The 18,505-nt window shown below is 70.7% G+C and carries 16 protein-coding genes; 6 read left to right on the top strand and 10 right to left on the bottom strand.

The window, feature by feature from the left end:
• Positions 1 to 100: 100 nt before the first annotated feature.
• From JMV16_RS07240 to JMV16_RS07220, 5 genes are all read right to left on the bottom strand, one after another.
• Entirely contained in the window at positions 101 to 769 is a 669-nt protein-coding gene (locus JMV16_RS07240; RefSeq protein ID WP_201493565.1) for a hypothetical protein, read from the bottom strand.
• Positions 770 to 883: 114 nt separating this feature from the next.
• On the bottom strand, positions 884 to 2,779 hold the full coding sequence (locus JMV16_RS07235; protein WP_201493564.1) for an MFS transporter: 1,896 nt from the start codon (positions 2,777 to 2,779) through the stop codon (positions 884 to 886).
• Between the two features lie 69 nt (positions 2,780 to 2,848).
• Positions 2,849 to 3,628: a DUF2145 domain-containing protein gene (locus JMV16_RS07230; RefSeq protein WP_201493563.1), complete on the bottom strand. Its 780-nt coding sequence runs from the start codon at positions 3,626 to 3,628 to the stop codon at positions 2,849 to 2,851.
• Entirely contained in the window at positions 3,625 to 4,029 is a 405-nt protein-coding gene (locus JMV16_RS07225; RefSeq protein WP_201493562.1) for a hypothetical protein, read from the bottom strand. The genes JMV16_RS07230 and JMV16_RS07225 overlap by 4 nt, the downstream gene beginning before the upstream one ends.
• Before the next feature lie 38 nt (positions 4,030 to 4,067).
• Complete coding sequence (locus tag JMV16_RS07220; RefSeq protein WP_201493561.1) at positions 4,068 to 4,499, bottom strand: YiaA/YiaB family inner membrane protein; 432 nt, start codon at positions 4,497 to 4,499, stop codon at positions 4,068 to 4,070.
• Positions 4,500 to 4,624: 125 nt separating this feature from the next.
• On the opposite strand from JMV16_RS07220, the gene JMV16_RS07215 reads away from it, so the two are divergent.
• Positions 4,625 to 5,365, top strand: coding sequence for a helix-turn-helix domain-containing protein (locus JMV16_RS07215; RefSeq protein WP_201493560.1), 741 nt, complete (start codon positions 4,625 to 4,627; stop codon positions 5,363 to 5,365).
• A gap of 8 nt (positions 5,366 to 5,373) precedes the next feature.
• On the opposite strand, the gene JMV16_RS07210 is transcribed toward JMV16_RS07215, so the two are convergent.
• Positions 5,374 to 6,318 carry an alpha/beta hydrolase gene (locus JMV16_RS07210; RefSeq protein ID WP_201493559.1) on the bottom strand — a complete coding sequence of 315 codons (945 nt, stop codon included), beginning with the start codon at positions 6,316 to 6,318 and terminating at the stop codon, positions 5,374 to 5,376.
• 79 nt (positions 6,319 to 6,397) lie between these two features.
• On the opposite strand from JMV16_RS07210, the gene JMV16_RS07205 reads away from it, so the two are divergent.
• Positions 6,398 to 6,790: a YchJ family protein gene (locus JMV16_RS07205; RefSeq protein WP_201493558.1), complete on the top strand. Its 393-nt coding sequence runs from the start codon at positions 6,398 to 6,400 to the stop codon at positions 6,788 to 6,790.
• Here the strand turns inward: JMV16_RS07205 and JMV16_RS07200 are convergent.
• Positions 6,766 to 8,004 (bottom strand): MFS transporter, encoded by a 1,239-nt coding sequence (locus JMV16_RS07200; RefSeq protein WP_201493557.1) that lies wholly within the window; start codon positions 8,002 to 8,004, stop codon positions 6,766 to 6,768. The two genes, JMV16_RS07205 and JMV16_RS07200, sit on opposite strands and share 25 nt — an antisense overlap.
• A gap of 61 nt (positions 8,005 to 8,065) precedes the next feature.
• Between JMV16_RS07200 and rarD the strand changes: the two genes are divergently transcribed.
• A complete protein-coding gene (gene rarD / locus JMV16_RS07195; protein ID WP_201493555.1) occupies positions 8,066 to 8,947 on the top strand; it encodes an EamA family transporter RarD in 882 nt (293 codons plus the stop codon).
• A gap of 4 nt (positions 8,948 to 8,951) precedes the next feature.
• On the opposite strand, the gene JMV16_RS07190 is transcribed toward rarD, so the two are convergent.
• The gene (locus JMV16_RS07190) at positions 8,952 to 9,842 is read right to left on the bottom strand and encodes an aldo/keto reductase family oxidoreductase (protein ID WP_201493553.1); all 891 of its coding nucleotides are present in this window, start codon (positions 9,840 to 9,842) and stop codon (positions 8,952 to 8,954) included.
• A gap of 104 nt (positions 9,843 to 9,946) precedes the next feature.
• On the opposite strand from JMV16_RS07190, the gene JMV16_RS07185 reads away from it, so the two are divergent.
• The 3 genes from JMV16_RS07185 to JMV16_RS07175 are packed head-to-tail and all read left to right on the top strand — an operon-like array spanning position 9,947 to position 15,159.
• Complete coding sequence (locus JMV16_RS07185) at positions 9,947 to 10,300, top strand: hypothetical protein (protein WP_201493551.1); 354 nt, start codon at positions 9,947 to 9,949, stop codon at positions 10,298 to 10,300.
• A gap of 16 nt (positions 10,301 to 10,316) precedes the next feature.
• Positions 10,317 to 13,682, top strand: coding sequence for a hypothetical protein (locus JMV16_RS07180; RefSeq protein WP_201493549.1), 3,366 nt, complete (start codon positions 10,317 to 10,319; stop codon positions 13,680 to 13,682).
• A 1-nt stretch (position 13,683) separates the two neighbouring features.
• Complete coding sequence (locus JMV16_RS07175) at positions 13,684 to 15,159, top strand: hypothetical protein (protein WP_201493547.1); 1,476 nt, start codon at positions 13,684 to 13,686, stop codon at positions 15,157 to 15,159.
• A 27-nt stretch (positions 15,160 to 15,186) separates the two neighbouring features.
• Here the strand turns inward: JMV16_RS07175 and JMV16_RS07170 are convergent, their stop codons facing one another.
• Both JMV16_RS07170 and acnB read right to left on the bottom strand, forming a co-directional pair.
• Complete coding sequence (locus JMV16_RS07170; protein WP_201493545.1) at positions 15,187 to 15,771, bottom strand: DUF3501 family protein; 585 nt, start codon at positions 15,769 to 15,771, stop codon at positions 15,187 to 15,189.
• Between the two features lie 134 nt (positions 15,772 to 15,905).
• Positions 15,906 to 18,497 carry a bifunctional aconitate hydratase 2/2-methylisocitrate dehydratase gene (acnB, locus tag JMV16_RS07165; RefSeq protein ID WP_201493543.1) on the bottom strand — a complete coding sequence of 864 codons (2,592 nt, stop codon included), beginning with the start codon at positions 18,495 to 18,497 and terminating at the stop codon, positions 15,906 to 15,908.
• Between the last annotated feature and the right edge of the window lie 8 nt (positions 18,498 to 18,505).

The following is an 18,505-nucleotide window of genomic DNA, read 5'->3' as shown; positions in this document are numbered from 1 at the left end:
GTCGCTTCATGCGCCCATCATGCCCGCAGCGGCGGCCCGGCCGGACTGGCCGAGCCCCACAGCCGATGATCAGGATCAGCCCGGCGCGATCAGGCCGTGGTCAGTCGGTCGCGAAACAGTAGAAAAGCCCCGCGCCGCCGGTGGCCTTGAGGGCGTCCATGCCACAGCCGCGCGACTGGTGTGAGGCGTTCCACGACAGCGCCCAGGGGTCGGTGGTGAGGCCGGTGCGGTCGTGGTGGCCCAGCATGGCCGAACCCTCGCCGCCGGCCGTCCAGTTGCCGCAGGTCAGGTTGGGCGCGGGCGACAGTGCCGTGCCGTCGGGGCGCGAGCCGGTCAGCACATCGTGCATATTGGGCGTGTCGCCGCGGCCATTGACGGAGGCGCCGGCCTCGGTGAGCGCGGTGGTCTTGGTGATGTTGTTGGCGCCATGCAGTTGGTCGACGCTGGCCGCCACCAGCACGCCCTTGGCGTTGTACCAGGGGCCCTTGCCGATGCGGTCGCGCGCATGGATGGCGGGCGCGACTGGGGTGGCGGTGGCACTGGCGCTCAGGTAGGCGGCCCACTTGCGCTTGCCGGCACCGGCCGCCGTGGCCAGGCGTTGGCAATGGGCGTCGGCGCCGGCCAGGCCGCCGAGGTCGCCACCCTTGCCGCTGCCGACACTGGTGACAAAGAAGCCCATCGGGCCGGTGGACGGCGTGGTGGCGCAGGCCGACAGCAGCGCGGCGGCCGCCAGCGTGGCGGCACGGGCAATCAAGGGGTGGGTGCGCATGATGGGCAATCTCCGGGGTTGGGACGGCGCGATGACACGCGAAGCCGCGCCGCCTGGCTCTCCGTGCATACCCGGAGTGACAAGCGTATCAACTCGCCAGACCGAATCTTCCCGTCAACTTGCCAGTAAGGCCGCGACGCGCTCGCGCAGCTTTTCGGGCGTGACCTCGGCGGCGGCCAGCGCCGGCCCCGCGACCAGGCCGACGCGGTTGAAGAGGCCGCGGCGGAAGGGCCTGGCCATGGCCACGCCGCCCTCGATGCGCGAGAAGTACGAGCCCCACAGGTTTTGCAGCGCCAGCGGCACCACCGGCACCGGCCGCCCCTGCAGGATCTTCATCACGCCGCCCTTGAACTCGCCGAGTTCGCCATCGCGCGTGATGCCGCCCTCGGGAAAGATGCCCAGCAGCTCGCCTTCTTCCAGCACCTGGCGCGCCTGCTCGAAGGCGCGCTCGTAGGCGGCAGGGTCTTCGCGCTGCGGCGCCACGGGAATGGCCTTGCCGAGGCGGAACAGCCAGCCCAGCACCGGGGTGGCGAAGATGCGGTGGTCCATCAGAAAGCGTATCGGTCGCGGGCTGGCCGCCATCAGCAGCACGGCGTCGACGAAGCTGACGTGGTTGCACACCAGCACCGCCGCGCCCTCGGCCGGGATGTGGTCGCCGCCGCGCACGCGCAGCCGGTAGACGCAGCGTGTGAGCATGAAGGCGATGAAGCGCAGCAGGTATTCCGGCACGATGAGGAAGATGTAGCCGGCCACCAGCGCATTGAGCAGGCCCACGACGAGGAAGACCTGCGGAATCGTCAGCCCCGCGCCCAGCAGCAGGCCCACGCCCAGCGAGCTGACGATCATGAAGAGGGCGTTGAGGATGTTGTTGGCGGCGATGATGCGTGCCCGGTGCGTGGCCTGGCTGCGCAGCTGGATGAGGGCGTACATCGGCACGCTGTAGATGCCGGTGAAGAGCGACAGCAGGAAGAGGTCGGCCATCACGCGCCAGTGCGCCGGCACGCCGACGAACTGCGCCAGCGTGAGCCCGACGGCCGGCGGCAGCGCGCTTGCGGCGAAGAAGAGGTCGACCGCGAACACCGTCATGCCCAAAGCGCCCAGCGGCACGAGGCCGATCTCGACATGGCGGCGGCCCAGCATCTCGCACAGCAAGGCGCCCGTGCCGACACCGACCGAGAACACCACCAGCAGCAGCGAGGCCACCTGCTCGTCGCCGTGCAGCACATCGCGTGCGAAGGCCGGAAACATCGACAGGAACACGGCGCCGAAGAACCACATCCACGAAATGCCCAGCAGCGAGCGGAACACCGCCACATTGCCATGCGCCAGCTTGAGGTTGCGCCAGGTCTCGGTGAAGGGGTTCCAGTTGATGGCAAGCTGGGGGTCGGTGGCCGGCGAGGCCGGCACCGCCTGCGCCACCGCGCGCCCCAGCACCGCCACCGCCAGGCAGGCCCAGGCGGTGTAGCGCGCGCCGACCTCGGGCAGGGCGATGAGCAGGCCGCCCGCCACCTGGCCCAGCAGAATGGCGACGAAAGTGCCCATCTCGACCATGCCGTTGCCACCGGTGAGCTCGCGTTCGTTCAGGTGCTGCGGCAGGTAGGCGAACTTCACCGGGCCGAACAGCGTGGAATGCAGGCCCATCAAAGAGACACAGGCCAGAAGCAGGGGCACGTCGTGCTGCACGAAGCCCCAGCCGGCCAGCAGCATGATGGCGATCTCCAGGCTCTTGACGAGGCGGATCAGCACTTCCTTGGGGTACTTGTCGGCCAGCTGGCCGCTGGTGGCCGAGAACAGCAGGTAGGGCGCGATGAAGAGCGCACCGATCACCAGCCCGGCCATGGACGCCGGCAGCCAGCTCACCTGCAGCTGGTAGGTGACCAGCACCGTGAACGCGAACTTGAACAGGTTGTCGTTGCCGGCGCCGAGAAACTGCACGCAGAAGAAGGGGCCGAAGCGGCGCTGGACCAGCAGCGCGAACTGGTTGGGATGGGCGTGGGCGGGGTCTGACATCTTGGACCTCAGGTGGCAAAGACGCGGCTGTCTGGCGGGGGCACTGTAGCGGCTGCGGGTGCGGCGGCGTCAGCGCAGTTCCTGCGGCGCGCCGGCCAGGCCGGCGCGCTCGAGCCAGTCGAACACCGAATCGACGGTGACGGTCTCGATGCGGTCGCTGTAGCGCTTGTCGTCCGGGTGGTCGTCGAAGGCGATGTGGGCCGCCGTCATGCGCGCGCCCAGGCGCACCAGCGGGCTGATGCGCAGCACAGTCGGCTCATAGCCCTTGAAGCGCAGCCAGGCCTGGGCGCGCTCGCGCGTCGCGGCCGCGGGCTCCTGCGACCAGGCCAGGGTCTCTATGGCCCACTGGTTGCTCTGCTGGTACTTCTGCGCCCAGGGGTAGGCCACCATGTTGTAGGCGCCGGTATGCAGGGCCGCGATGCGACGGTTGTCGGCCAGCAGCGCGCGCAGGCCGGCCTGCACCGCGGGCGTGGGCAGGGCGTAGGCGGCGCGGTACTCGTGCAGGTCGTCGAGGAAGAACTCGCCCAGGCCCTGGCGCCAGAGTTCGGCTCGCGCGCTGCCGCACTGGTTGAGCTTGTGCAGCACGCGCCACTGGCCCTGGTCGCGGTAGGCCAGGCCCAGATGGCTCCAGCGCAGGCGGTACTTGCTCAAATCCTGGCCGGCACGCGCCAGCACTACCACGTCGGCACCGCTGGCATCGAGCGCCCGCGCGGCGCGCTCGGCCAGTTGCAGCGAGCGCTGCACGGCTGTCGCATCGGGCAGGCGCGCCTCGCAGTTGCGGCCGGCCCGGGCCGGCGCCGCGGCGGCCAGGGCCAGGGCGGTACAGAGCGCGGCAAGTCGGCGCTTCATCGCGTCACCCTCTCGTTGTAGAGCAGGGCACGGCCGACCTCGTTGGGGATATAGGCAATCGCCTTGCCGGCCGCCGAGAGCACCCAGCCGGCACTGAAGGCCGTGGCCACCACCGCGGTGCCCGCCAGCACCGAGACGCCGCCCGCCACCTGGCCACTGAGCCTGACGCTGGCGCGGGCGCCGTCCGAGGCACGTTCCAGCACCCACACGGTGCCGTCGGAGGCGGCGTCGACGGCCACCACGGTGAGCATGGCGCCGGCCGAGAGCAGGCCCACCGGCGCGGCCACCGAGACCGCGATGGGCAGGGCCGAGAGCGCGCTGGCTTCGGACGCGCCGTCGTGGGCGCGGGCAGCACCGGCAAGAGCGAGGCCCAGCGCGGCGATGAGGACGAGCTTCTTCATGCGGTTTCTCCTGGTCGTTGCGAAGCTTCAGAGTGCGGTCACAGTGGCGATGAGCCCTGCTCGCGCGCCGCCGCCAGCGCGGCCTCGTGGGCGTCGCGCAGGGTCTTGGCCAGCGTGAACACGGTCGAGATCAGGAACAGCCAGGAGACGGCCAGAAAGGCCTTGTAGGTGGGGTTGATGTCCATGCGCCACAGGCCCCAGGCGGTGAGCAGCATGGCGCCGGCAAAGCCGCTCCAGACCACGCCGCCCCACAGCGGCGTGTCGGTGCGGCCGGCCTCGCGGTCGCGCACATGCTTGGCCACCACGAAGGCGGTAGAAAGCGTGAACAGATAGCCCATGACCATGAAGGCGCGGTCCAGATCCTGGCCCGGCAGCCAGGCCAGGCCGGTGCCGGCCAGCGTGGCGGCGGTGCCGAAGCTGGCCCAGACCTGGAGCTTCCAGGCCTTGGTGTCGGGGCGGAGGGTGGTCATGGTGGGGGCTTGGAGTGGATGAGGACTCCATCGTCGGCCAGCGCCCAAAAAGTATCAATCACACCGAATGACGTGGCACTAGGCCGGCCTTTTGGTATCGTAATGCGATACTTTTAGGGGATGCCATGAGCAGCAGCCAGGATCTCGTCGCCGTGCTCAAGGCCGAGCTGCGCCGCGCCGGCATCACCTATGCGCAGCTGGCGGCCGAGCTGGGCCTGGCGGAAAGCAGCGTCAAGCGCATCTTTGCCCGAGGCGACATGCCGCTGTCGCGCATCGACGAGGTGCTGGCGGTGCTGAAGCTGGATTTCGCCGAGCTGGCGCGCCAGGTGGCGCTGGCCTCGCCGGCGCGCCAGCAGCTCACGCCCGAGCAAGAGGCTGCCGTGGTGGCCGACCCCAAGCTGCTGCTGGCCGCCATCTGCGTGCTGAGCCAGTGGACGCTGGAGCAGATGGTGCAGACCTACACCCTCAGCAAGCCCCAGGGCGTGGCCTGCCTGCTGGCGCTGGACCGCCTGGGCATCATCGAGCTGCGCGCCAACAACCGCTACCGGCTGCGCGTGGACAAGACCTTTCGCTGGCTGCCCAACGGCCCGGTGATGGACTTCTTCCGCCGCCACGCCATGGGCGATTACTTCGACGGCGGCTTCGACGGCAACGGCGAGATGCTGACCCTGGTACACGGCCAGATCAGCCCGGCGCATGCGGCGCTGTTCAACGACCGCCTGCAGCGCCTGGCGCATGACTTCGCCCAGCAGCACCTGGCCGACCAGAAGCTGCCGCCGGCCGAGCGCCAGGCCTTCACGCTGGTGATCGGCATGCGCTCTTGGCTGTTTGCGCCCTTCCGCGCGCTGTTGCGCCCGGGCGCCTGAGGCTCAGGTCAGGACGGCGTGCCGAGCGCCTCGCGCAGCGCCGCGGCGCAGACCGCCACCGCGGTGCGAGCCTCGGCAATCACCTTGGTCATCGTGATGAAGCCGTGGATCTGGCGCTCGAAGCACAGGTATTGCGCCGGCGTGCCGGCGGCCGAGAGCGCATCGGCGTACTGGCGGCCCTCGTCCACCAGCGGGTCGTAGCCGGCCGTCAGCACCAGGGCCGGCGCCAGGCTCGCGTGGCTTGCGGCCAGCAGCGGGCTGGCGCGCCAGTCGGCCCAGCTCGCCGGGTCGGGCAGGTAGTGGCCGCGGTAGTAGGCGATGCTGTCGGCGGTGAGCAGATAGCCTTGGCCGCGGCTGGCGTGGGAAGGCGAGCCGGCGCGCTGGTCGGTGGCCGGGTAGATCAGCAACTGCAGCGCCGGCTGCGGCTCACCCGCCTCGCGCAGCCCCAGGCACACGGCAGCGGCCAGGTTGCCGCCGGCGCTGTCGCCGCCCACGGCCAGACGAGCCGGGTCGAGGCCCAGCGCGGCGGCCTCGCGCCGCACCCAGCGCGTGGCGGCCAGGCAGTCGTCGAAGGCGGCCGGGAATCGGTGCTCGGGCGCCAGCCGGTAGTCCACCGAAATCACCGCAGCGCCACCGGCGGCGCAGAGTTGGCGGCACAGCACGTCATGGGTGTCGAGATCGCCGATGGTCCAGCCGCCGCCATGGAAATAGACGAGCACCGCCTTGCCATCCGCCAGCGGCCGGTAAAGGCGCAGCGGAATGCCGCCGTCGGTGCGCAGCTCACTCACCGCGGCCACGGCCGGCGGATGCGGCTGGGTGAAGAAGCGCCGCTCCAGGTACATGCGCCGGCCTTCCTCGACGCTGAGCGTGTGTACCGGCGGCACCTTGCGCTCGATGATGAGGTCGATCAGGGCGCGCGCCTGGGGGTCGAGCTGGGGGGCGGGGATGGGCATGTCGATGGGGCTCCGCAAGGGTCTGCGGCCAGTCTAGCAAGGCGATCAGCGGCCCTCACCGGCCCTCACAATCGCCGCCGTGAGCGAAGAAGCCCCCTGCCCTTGCGACCCCGCCCGCAGCTACGCCCGCTGCTGCGGCCGCTGGCACGCCGGCGTGCAGCACCTGCAGGCGCCCGATGCCGAGAGCCTGATGCGCTCGCGCTACAGCGCCTTTGTACTCGGGCTGGGTGACTACCTGCGCGACACCTGGCACGCCGACACCCGTCCCGCCGAGGCCATCGCCTTCGAGCCCGGGCTGCGCTGGCTGGGGCTGGAGGTGCGCCGCCACCAGGCGCAGGACGCCGACCACGCCACGGTCGAGTTCGTCGCCCGCTGCAAACACAGCAGCGGCCGCGCCACGCGCCTGCACGAGACCAGCCGCTTCCTGCGCCAGGGTGGCCGCTGGTTCTACGTCGACGGCGACACCGGCTGAGACTTCTCGGCCAGCCGCCAACCCGCCCACAGTGCCGCCGCCGCGGCAAAGGCCAGCGCCAGCACCAGCAGGCCGCGCACCGGCCAGATCTCGCCCAGCGCGGCGCCGGCCAGCGCGCCCAGCAGCGTGGCGGCCTGGCCGACGCCGCGCAGGCCGGCATCGGCGCGCGCCAGCAGTTCGGCGGGAACGGCGGTCTGGCGCAGCGTGCGGTCGTGCACCTGGTGCAGCGTGTGGCCGGCGTCGCCGACGATCTGCTGGGCCAGCAGCAGCGCCAGCGCCAACCAGCCGGGGCCGGGAATCTGCGTCAGGCAGAACAGGCCCGCCGCATGCAAAGCCAACCCCAGCGCCATCGTGCGGCCGGGCCCGATGCCCCGGCCCAGGCGCGGCGCCAGCGCCGCGCCCAGCACCGCGCCCAGCCCACCCATCGCGAAGACCATGCCCTGCTGGCCGGTGGGCAGGCCGATGTCGCGGCTGACGAAGATCATGTAGGCCGTGCCGGTGAGCGCCATGCTGAAGGCCAGCAGCCCCTCGATCACCGCCAGCGCGCGCAGCGGCGGTCGCGCAGCGATGGCCTGCAGGCCGGCTGCAGTGTCGCGGCGCCAGGCCCGCCAGGCCGATTCATCGGTTGCCGGCGTGACAGCGGCCCGCTGCTCGGGCACGCCGCGCAGGCACAGCGCCGAGGCCGCATAGCTGGCCGCATCCACCAGCAGCGCCGCGAGGGCACCCAGGCCTTGGTAGAGCCAGCCGCCCAGCGCAAAGGCCGCTGTTTCCGACAGGCTGCCGGCCACCGCGATCTGGGCGTTGCGGCGCGGCAGGTCCGCTTCGGCCAAGGCCTGGGCCATCCAGGCCGAGCGCGCCAGTTCGAACACCACGGTGCAGGCGCCACCGGCCGCCGCCGCCAGCAGCAGGCCGGCCATGCCGAGCCAGCCGCGCCAGGCGGCCAGCGCCAGCAGGCCCAGCACGGCGGCGCGTGCCCCATCGGCCAGCAGCATCACGGCGCGGCGGCCATGGCGGTCGACCCAGGCGCCCAGCACGAGTGCGGCCAGCGCCGCCGCCGCCACGTCGGCCACCAGCAGGGCCGCCATCTGCGCCGGCGTGGCCTGCAGCGCCAGCGTCGCCAGCCAGGGGATGGCCAGGCGGCTGAGCATGCTGCCGAAGTTGGACACCGCCTCGGCCGCGATGACGCGGGGCATGGCGGTGGCGGGCAGGCTCATGGGGCCATTCTGGCCGGCGCGGGCCGGCCGCTCGCCCGCACAGCCGACAATCGGCGGCCCCATGCGCCACCCCGCCGTCCACGCCCTGCTCGCCTTCGGCCTCTGGGGCCTGATGCCGCTCTACATCCGCCAGCTCGCCGGCGTGCCGGCCATGGAAGTGCTGCTGCAGCGCTCGGCCTGGGCCCTCGTCTTCCTGCTCGCGGTGTTGGCCGCCCTGGGCCGCCTGGCCTGGCTGCGCGAGGTGGCGCGCCAGCCGCGCCTGCTGGCCCGCTTTGCCGTCAGCGCCCTGCTGCTGTCCGTCAACTGGCTGGTCTACATCGTGGCCGTGCAGGAAGGCCATGTCGTCGAGGCCAGCCTGGGCTACTTCATCAACCCGCTGTTCAGCGTCGTGCTGGGCGTGCTGGTGCTGAAGGAAAGGCTGACCACGCCGCAGTGGGTGGCGGTGGCGCTGGCCGCGGCCGGCGTGGCCTGGCTGGGCTGGCTGGTCGGGCGCCCGCCCTGGATCGCCCTCACGCTGGCGGCCAGCTTCGGCCTCTACGGCCTGATGCGCAAGACGGCGGCGCTGGGCGCGCTCGAAGGCTTGACGCTCGAGACCCTCTTGATGGCGCCGCTGGTGCTGCCGGCCCTGGCCTGGTGGACCTGGCAGCACGGCGGCGTGTTCACCCAGGGCAACCCGGTGCTGCTGGGCTGGCTGCTGCTGGCCGGGCCCATGACCGCCCTGCCCCTGCTCTTCTTCGGCGCCGCCGCACGCGGCATGCCGCTGGCCACGCTGGGCATGTTTCAGTACCTCTCGCCCACGCTGCAGCTGCTGCTGGGCGTGTTCGCCTTCGGCGAGCCCTTCGACCCCCAGCGCCTGATCGGCTTTGCCCTCATCTGGTCGGCCCTGGCCCTGGTGAGTGCCGACGCCCTGCGTCGTGCGGGCGGCGCGCCGCCGGCCTCCTGATCGGTCAGGCGACTTCGCGCCCCATGCTGGCCTGCCAGACGCGGTACCAGTCCTCGGTGCTCAGGCGGATGTCGAGCGCGGCCACGGCCTCGCGCAAGCCCTCGATGCGGCCGCTGCCGGTGATGGGGATGGGCCGGCTGGGGTGGCGCAGTATCCAGGCACAGGCCAGGGTCGCGGCCGAGGCGCCGCCATGGCGCGCGCCCAGCTCGGCCAGCGCGCCGCGCACGCGCCGCGCCTGCTCATCCTGGCCGCTGAGGAGCCGGCCGCCGCCCAGCGGCGACCAGATCATGGGCCGCAGGCCCAGATCAACGCACTGCTCCAGCGTGCCGTCGGCCAGGGCCTGCATCTGCAGCGGCGAGAACTCGATCTGGTGCGTGGCCAGTGGGTGGCGCTTGCGCAGCACATTGAGCTGCCCCGGGCTGTGGTTGCTGACGCCGAAGTGCAGCACCTTGCCGGCGGCCAGCAGCAGGCGCAAGGTGTCGGCCAGTTCGTCGGGGTCCAGCAGCAGGTCGGGCCGGTGCAGCAGCAGCAGGTCGATGCGGTCGGTGCGCAACGCGCGCAGCGAGGCGTCCACGCTCGCCAGCACATGGGCGCGGCCGCTGTCATAGGACTTGATGGCGTGCGCCGGCCGCTGCGCGCTGACCAGCTTGATGCCGCACTTGGTGGCGATCTGCAGCCGCTGGCGCAGCCCGGGCGCTGCCGCCAGGGCCTCGCCGAACAGCGCCTCGACCGTGTAGCCGCCATAGATGTCGGCGTGGTCGAAGCTGGTGATGCCGAGGTCCAGCGCTTGTTCGATCCAGCGGATGCGGCCGGGCACGTCAAGCCCCCATTCGGCCATGCGCCAGAGGCCGGCGACGATGGGCGACAGCGTCAGGGCGCGGGCAGCGGTGTTCATCGGCGGCAGGCGAGGTGGCGGTAGCGCGCACGATAGCGCGGCCGGGGCCGTTCTTGATGCATCATCCCGGCTCGCCCCGCCACCGCCATGGACAGCGCCGCCCGATGATCGTCATACGTCGAGCCCAGATGCAGGCCTTGAACGCGCCGCTCGAAGCACGCCTCGTTGAGCGTCTGCTGCAGATGGTGGGCCTGGCCTTCGCCGACAGCTGCGCGCGCCTGGGCGAAGCTGGCACGCGGCGGCAGGTCGAGCAGGCCATCGCTCGCGCCGACGCCTGGGGCATGGTCACCGAGCAGCAGACGGCCTTCGTCGTCTGGCTGCTGTTCCGCTGGGGTGCGGCCTTCGACACCGAACCGCGCCTGGCCGCCCTGCGAGAACTGCTGCAGGTCGCAGGCGTCTCGGGCGACGAGAAGCTGGCGCTGGCCACACGGCGCCTGGCCGCCGACGGCCTGGCCTGAACCGGCACGAGCCCCCATGCCCTGGCGCCTGTTCTCCCGCCGTCCGCGCGTCCAGCCGGTGGCGCCCTGCCCGTTTCCGGGCGAGCTCTTTGTGCTGGTCACGCGCTCCGACACCGGCGCGGCCGTCGTTGGTGCCCAGGTCGCGCTGGCCGGCGGGCCTACCGCCGGCGCCAAGCCCACCAATGGCGTCGGTTCGGCCGCCTACCAGCCCTGCGCCCAGGGGCAGTACACGGTGTCGGTGAGCCTCGCCGACCGCAACGCGGCGCTCTACGAGGTGCCGGACGCGGTGCCCAATGTCGCCGTCACGGTGGGCCAGCAGACCTTCTGCGATGTCGTCGTCGATCCCTATGCCTCCCTGGTGGTCGAGCTTTTGCGCAGCACCGACCGCGCCCCGGTGGCCAAGGCCGATGTCGTCGTCACCGGCCCCTCCAACCGCGCTGCGGCGCCGGTGCGGCCGAGCAGCGCCCGCACCACGCCCACGGCCTTCAACGGCAAGGTTCACTTCCCGCAACTGAGCCACGGCGACTACACGGTGGACGTGACGCCGCCGGCCGAGTACGTGGCCGTCGCGCAGAGCGCGGTGACGCTGGTGCGCGGCCAGCAGCAGGTGTTGCAGTTGCTGCTGCCGCCCAAGCCCTCGCTGCACGTCACGGTCAAGCGCAACGACACCCAGGCCGTGGTGGCCGGCGTCAAGGTGCGCAGCATCGTCAACGGCCACACCCTTGAGGCCACCGGCGGTGGCGACGGCGTGGCGCGGCTCGACCGGGTCGAGGCCGGCAACCACAGCGTGGGCCTGATGCTCGATCCAGATCAGACCAAGCGCTACCTCTGGGACGGTGTCGCCGCGACGCCGGTGTTGGCCAACGACGGCGCCACCACCGCCATCGACCTTCTGCTCGAACCCAAGCCGACGCTCAAGGTGACGGTGCGCAACGAGGACAGCAACGAAGTCGTCGCCGGCGTCAAGGTGCGCGCCCTGCTGGCCGGCGCCGCCGCGCCACTCGAGCTGACCAGCAGTGCGCAGGGGGTGTCCAGCTTCGAGTTCATAGACGCCGGCAACTACAGCGTCGAGCCCCATCTAGAAGGCGAGACGCGCAAGCAGTACCGCTGGCGCCCGACGCTGCCGGCGGTGGCGCCGCCGGTGCTGCCGCGCAGCGGAGCCGTCGTCGGGGCCACGCTGTGGCTCAAGCCGCGCAAGCTTGAACTGGTTTCGGTCGACGACCACTTCGCGCCCAGCGTCGAAACGCTGGACATCAAGTACCACATCAAGAACCTGAGCGGACGCACGGTCAAGCTCGAGATCACCGGCACGAACTACCCCAACAACCCGGTCTACAGCCGCAACCTGAGCGATGCCGAACGCGACGACGGCGACGACAAGATCATCGCCTGGGATGGCAAGGCCAATTGCCCCGCCGGGCCGCTGGCGGGCACGCTGTACATCAATCCCAAGTACGCGCCCTACAAGGTCAAGCTCAGCACCAACCTCGGCCACGACGGCGTGCGCGAGGTCGAATTCAAGGTGCTGTACCACAGCGTGGTGCTCGAACAAGGCACCTGGGTTCCCGGTGCCGCGCCCGCCCGGCTGGCTGATCCGATCAAGTGGGCCCAGTACGAGCTCAACCGGCTGGGCTACTTTGCCGGGCCGGTGACGGGCGCGGTCACGCCGCAGCTGCAACGCGCGGTTGCCCGCTACACCTATGCCCACGAGGGGCTTTACGCGGGGCAGAAGGAGATCCAGAACCACGCCGATGCCAGCTTCGTGACGCATCTGGCCAATGGCGACGGCGCGCTGACCTGGCTGCAGGGGGGCGCACTGCCGGCCGAGGGGACGACGGCGCGGGCCTACATCGACCACGACTACTTCTTCTCGTCCATCGCCGAGTTTTCCCAGGCCGACGGCGCCGTCACCAAGGACCAGGCCAAGCTCGACCGCTGGGAGACGCCGCTCGAATGCCGGGTGCTGCTGGTGGGCAAGGCCGACGACGGCACGGCGGTGAGCGTGGGCATCAACGCGCCCGCGGCGGTGGGCGACATCGACATCCGCTTTCATGTCGAAGACCCGGCCGAAGACACCTCGACCCTGCCGACCAACAAGCCGCGCAATGCCGACATACCCAGCCCCGTGCGCGAGTACGTCAACAAGGCACTGAAGGCCACGCGTGCCGGCGATCCGGATCTCGACAACTGCCCGCAGGCGCAGAACGGCGAGCGCGCCAGCAGCACCGACCGCGACTATTTCCGCGTCGGCGTTGAACTCGAGCCCTACACGGTGACGCTGGTCGGCGACGAGATCTTCGGCACCTGCTCGGTCGACCCCGCACACGCGCCCAAGCTGGGCCGGGCCGGCGCGCTGTTCAGGGGCTCCACCATCGCCGGTGACGACTACATCCTGCACGCCAATGTCTCGTTCACGCAGGCCGGCGTCGACCTCGGCAACAAGGCCACGCTGCAGGCCCTGCACGAAGCCCACCACGGCCAGTTGCCCGCCAACGCCAACCGCAAGGCCGAGGAGGTGCTGGCCCGCAAGACCGGCAAGATCGTGCTCTGGCGCCGCCACCATGCCGCGGCGGTGGTCAACTGGCCGGCCTCGGGACGGGCCGTGAACTGGGGCGCGATGGCCACCGCCTATGCGCAGGCCCTGTGCGAATTCGACGCCGGCGCGGCGCAGAACCTGGCGCCGGTGGCACTGTTTGCGCTGGGCTCGCCCGAAGAAACCCAGTTCCTCGGCACGATGCAGGCCGCCTTCGACCCCACCAACGCCTTCCCGGCGCCGGCGATCAACGCCGAGTTGTTCCCCTGGGCGCTGCCGGCGCAAGGCATTGCCGAGGACGACAACGACTACTACGGTCGCCTGGCCGAGCTGATGCAGGATTTCGGCGACGCCGACGGCGGCCAGATGATGATGGACCTGAGCACCCAGATCGCCGCCCGCGTGCGCGCGACCTGCCGCGCCGGCGCCGTGATCTGGGAGATGGACTGGTGCCCGGCGCCGGTGATCGGGGGCGTCGCCCAGAACCAGTTCGGCCTCTTCTGCCAGGCCGGCCCCGACGGCGTGGTGCAGATGAACAACCAGATGACGGCGACCGAGCAGCCCGGCTTCCTGTACTCGCACGAAGTCGCGCACACGCGCTTCCTGTGGCACCACGAGACCTCGCACAGCCGGGGCCTGCGGGGCCTGTTCCGCCTGCCCAACTACGACAGCAGGCAGCACCACGACCTGAGCGACCACAACTGCACCATGAGCTACCCCAACGGCGTGACCTCGCGTCCGCGCCTGAGCTGGGACATCGGCGACACCACCGAGGCGCGCTTCTGCGGCAAGTGCACGCTCAAGCTGCGTGGCTGGCGGATCATCACCGGCCTGCCCGATCGGAGTTGAGATGACTGGCATCGACCTTGCCCTCGAGTTTGCGCGCCCCGTCGCGCTGGTGCAGGAGCCGGCACGGGTGCATGTCAGGCTCACCAACCAGGGCCCGCAACAGTTGGCGCTGCCGCCGCTGCGCGAGGCCGCCGACAGCCTGACGCTGCTGCTGGTGGGCGAGGACGGCGAGGTGCTGGCGCGCGCGCGCCACGGCGAACGCCGCACGACGCCGCCGCTCAAGCGCGCCCCGGCACCGCCCCAGTGGCTGGCCGGCGGCGCCAGCCTCGAATGGGAGCTGGACCTGGCCGAGTATTTCGACACCGGTCTGCCCGGCATCTACCGCGTGCGCGGCGAGTTCCAGAAGCCAGCCGGCGGCCCGGCCGTCACCAGCGCGCCGGCGGTGCTGACGCAGCAGGCAGCCCGCTGCGGCTGGTTCGACGTGGCGCGCAGCCGCGCCGCGCTCGACATCACCGCCGTGCTGCAGCGCTGCCACGAAGGCAGCCCGGCCACCACCGTGCTGCAGTTCCTGCACACCGGCAGCATCGGCGCGCCGGACAAGCGCGTCAGCTTCGAACTGCCGGCCGAGGCCCAGCCGCGTCTCTCGGAAACCGACTTCGCCACGCTCGACTCCTTCGCGGCCGACTTTGCGCGCTGGGTGGTGTGGACCCAGGGCGCCGAATTGCACTGGCTGCGCGTGACGGCCGACCAGCCACCCGCGCCCCTGCGCACGCTGGCGCTGCCGGCCGCCACGGCCATCGCTGGCCGCCCGGTCGAACACCGCGATGCCTCGATCAGCCTCACGCTGCTGGCCGCCGATGGCGCGCTGACGCGGCTGGAGCTTTCCGCCGCGCCGGCCATCACCGGCCAGCGCGTGCTGGGCCGCCTGGCCGCGCACGATCTGCAGGTGGTGGCCGACGACGTCGAACGCCGCACCCTGGTGCTGCAGGCGCAACGTGCGTCGGCGGCGGTCTCGCTGCAGGTGTTCGGCGCCGACGGTGCGGCCACCCAGCACGCCTTGCTGGCCGCCGACCCGGGTGTTCGCCGCAGCCGCATCCTGGGCCTGCAGCTCGAGGTCGGCCTGCCCTGGGCGTCGGCGCCGGCGGCGCTGCTGGCCCAACTGGTCGAGCGCGAGCGCGAAGGCCGGCCGGTGGCACTGCTGCGCCTGCTGAGCGTGGCGCTGCGCGCCGGCGTGCCGGGCGCGACCCAGGTGAATGAGGTCGAGTTCGACCGCGGGCTGCTGGGCGAAGGCGAGCAACTCACCCAGGTTCGCCTCGCCCGCCAGGGGCGGCAGCTGTTCGCCACCCTGGCCACCACCCTGGGCCGGGTGCTGCTGGTGGCCCCGGGCTTGGCGCCGTCCGAAGCGCTGCTGCTGACGCCGCAGGCCGCCGCGGCGGCGCTGCTGCTGGTCAGCAACCGGGGCGCGGTCTACCTGTTCCACCCCACGCCCGACCAGGGGTTGAAGCCGACGCTGGTGTTCGAAATGCCGCGTCCCTGAGCGCGCGGCGGCGCCGACGCCGCCGCCTCAGCGCAGATCGCCAGCCAGGCTCGCGAGCGTCTCCGCCCCCATCTGCACATGCACGGGGTAGTGGCTGTGGTCACACCCCAGCTTCACCACCGCGCCGGCGCGCAATGCCTGCTTCTGCGCGGCGCCGAACTCGAAGCGCACGAAGTGGACGGCCGAGGTCTTCTCGGCGTTCTCGCGGTCCAGGTCTTCGTCGGCGATGGCGTAGACGCGGGCATGGCCCTCGACCTCGACGAACAGGTGGTCCTCGACCCCGATCAACCGTGCCAGCTCGCATCTGCGCTCGTGCGGATCGGGGTATTCAAGCAGCAGGGTCGCCTTCCAGTTGCTGCCGTCGGGCAGCAGCGGCGCATAGGCCTCGATCTCGCCCTGGATGCCAGCCTCGTCGAAGATCTTCTCGATGTGCAGCATCTCCTGGATCTGGCGGCACACCGTGGCCTCGTCCTCGAACTGCAGCGTCATGTGCCCACCCAGTTGCACGCTGCGCAGGCGCCGGTGCGCGATGGCGGATGGCCGGCTGCCTTTGCGCACCTTGGCGTAGGCCTCGAGCGTGAGCAGCTTGTCGCGGATGATCGTCAAGCTCATCGTCTTCACTCCGGTTGGTGGGCGATGCACGCCGGCCGAGGGGCGCCTACACCCAGGCCTGCAGTCTTGCCAGACGCCCGACAAAAAGGCCCGCCGAAGCGGGCCTTTCCATGGCGCGGCGTGCCCTTGGCCGATCAGGCCGTCACTGCCTTGGCGACCTCGGCGTATTCCTCGATCTGGTTGAAGTTCATGTAGCGGTAGACCTGGGCGCCGTCGGCGTTGATGACGCCCATGTCGGCGTGGTACTCGGCCACCGTGGGCAGGCGGCCCAGCTTGCTGGCGATGGCCGCAAGCTCGGCCGAGGCCAGGTAGACGTTGGTGTTCTTGCCCAGGCGGTTGGGGAAGTTGCGCGTGCTGGTGGAGACCACCGTCGCGCCTTCCTTCACCTGCGCCTGGTTGCCCATGCACAGGCTGCAGCCAGGCATCTCGGTGCGCGCGCCGGCGCTGCCGAAGTTGGCGTAATGGCCTTCCTTGGTCAGCTCGGCCGCGTCCATCTTGGTGGGCGGGGCCACCCACAGCTTGACCGGAATGTCGCGCTTGCCTTCGAGCAGCTTGCTGGCCGCACGGAAGTGGCCGATGTTGGTCATGCAGCTGCCGATGAAGGCCTCGTCGATCTTGGTGCCGGCCACTTCACTCAGGAACTTGGCATCGTCCGGATCGTTGGGGCAGCACAGGATGGGCTCCTTGATGTCGGCCAGGTCGATCTCGATGACGTGGGCGTACTCGGCGTCCTTGTCGGCCTCGAGCAGCGAAGGCGCAGCCAGCCATTCCTGCATCTTGCCAATGCGGCGCTCGAGGCTGCGCTTGTCGGCATAGCCCTGGGCGATCATGTTCTTCAGCAGCACGATGTTGCTGTTGAGGTACTCGATGATCGGCGCCTGATTCAGGCGCACGGTGCAGCCGGCGGCGCTGCGCTCGGCCGATGCGTCGCTCAGCTCGAAAGCCTGTTCCACCTTCAGGTCGGGCAGGCCCTCGATCTCGAGGATGCGGCCCGAGAACTCGTTGATCTTGCCGGCCTTGGCCACTGTCAAGAGGCCCTTCTTGATGGCGTAAAGCGGGATGGCATGAACCAGGTCGCGCAGCGTGATGCCGGGCTGCATCTGGCCCTTGAAGCGCACCAGCACCGATTCGGGCATGTCCAGCGGCATCACGCCGGTGGCAGCGCCGAAGGCCACCAGGCCCGAACCGGCCGGGAAGCTGATGCCGATGGGGAAGCGGGTGTGGCTGTCGCCGCCGGTGCCCACGGTGTCGGGCAACAGCATGCGGTTGAGCCAGCTGTGGATGACGCCGTCACCGGGCTTGAGCGCGATGCCGCCGCGGTTGCTGATGAAGGCGGGCAACTCGCGGTGGGTCTTCACGTCCACCGGCTTGGGGTAGGCCGCGGTGTGGCAGAAGCTCTGCATCACGAGGTCGGCGCTGAAGCCCAGGCAGGCCAGGTCTTTCAGCTCGTCGCGCGTCATCGGGCCGGTGGTGTCCTGGCTGCCGACGCTGGTCATGCGCGGCTCGCAATAGGTGCCCGGGCGCATGCCCTGGCCCTCGGGCAGGCCACAGGCACGGCCGACCATCTTCTGCGCCAGCGTGAAGCCGGCCTTGGTGGCGGCCGGCGCCTGCGGCAGGCGGAAGGTGGTGCTGGCGGCCAGGCCCAGGAACTCGCGCGCCTTGGCGGTGAGGCTGCGGCCGATGATCAGGTTGATGCGGCCGCCGGCGCGCACCTCGTCGAACAGCACCTCGCTGCGGATCTGGAACTCGGTGACGACGGCGCCGTTCTTGACGATCTTGCCGGCATAGGGCTGGATGTCGATGACGTCGCCCATCTCGAGCTTGCTCACATCCACTTCGATGGGCAGCGCGCCCGAGTCTTCCTGCGTGTTGAAGAAGATGGGGGCGATCTTGCCGCCCAGGGTGACGCCGCCGAAGCGCTTGTTGGGCACGAAGGGGATGTCCTGGCCGGTGGCCCAGATCACGCTGTTGGTGGCACTCTTGCGGCTGGAGCCGGTGCCCACCACGTCGCCCACGTAGGCCACCAGATGGCCCTTGCTCTTGAGCTCGTCGATGTACTTCATCGGGCCGCGCTTGCCGTCTTCCTCGGGCTTGAAGGCGGCGCCGGGGCGCGTGTTCTTCAGCATCGCCAGGTAGTGCAGCGGGATGTCGGGGCGGCTCCAGGCATCGGGCGCCGGGCTCAGGTCGTCGGTGTTGGTCTCGCCAGGCACCTTGAAGACGGTGACGGTGATGGTCTGCGGCACTTCGGGGCGGCTGGTGAACCACTCGGCATCGGCCCAGCTCTGCATCACGCCCTTGGCGTGGGCATTGCCGGCCTTGGCCTTCTCGGCCACGTCGTTGAAGAAGTCGAACATCAGCAGCGTCTTCTTCAGCGCCTCGGCGGCCACGCCGGCGACCTCGGCGTCGTCGAGCAGCTCGATCAGCGGGTGTACGTTGTAGCCGCCCACCATGGTGCCCAGCAGCTCGGTGGCCTTGGCCTTGCCGATCAGGCCCAGCTTCACGTCACCGTGGGCCACGGCGGCCAGGAAGCTGGCCTTGACCTTGGCGGCATCGTCCACGCCCGGGGGCACGCGGTGGGTGAGCAGGTCCAGCAGGAAGGCCTCTTCGCCGGCCGGCGGCGACTTGATCAGCTCGATCAGCGCGGCCACCTGCTGGGCGGTCAGCGGCAGCGGCGGGATGCCGAGCGCGGCGCGTTCGGCGGCATGTTGGCGATAGGCTTGCAGCATGGGGGGTG

It is taken from the genome of Rubrivivax sp. A210 (assembly GCF_904426505.1).
GTDB lineage: Bacteria > Pseudomonadota > Gammaproteobacteria > Burkholderiales > Burkholderiaceae_C > Rubrivivax.
The sequence above is the reverse complement of the archived record's forward strand: the minus strand, read 5'-3'. Positions and strand labels throughout refer to the sequence as shown.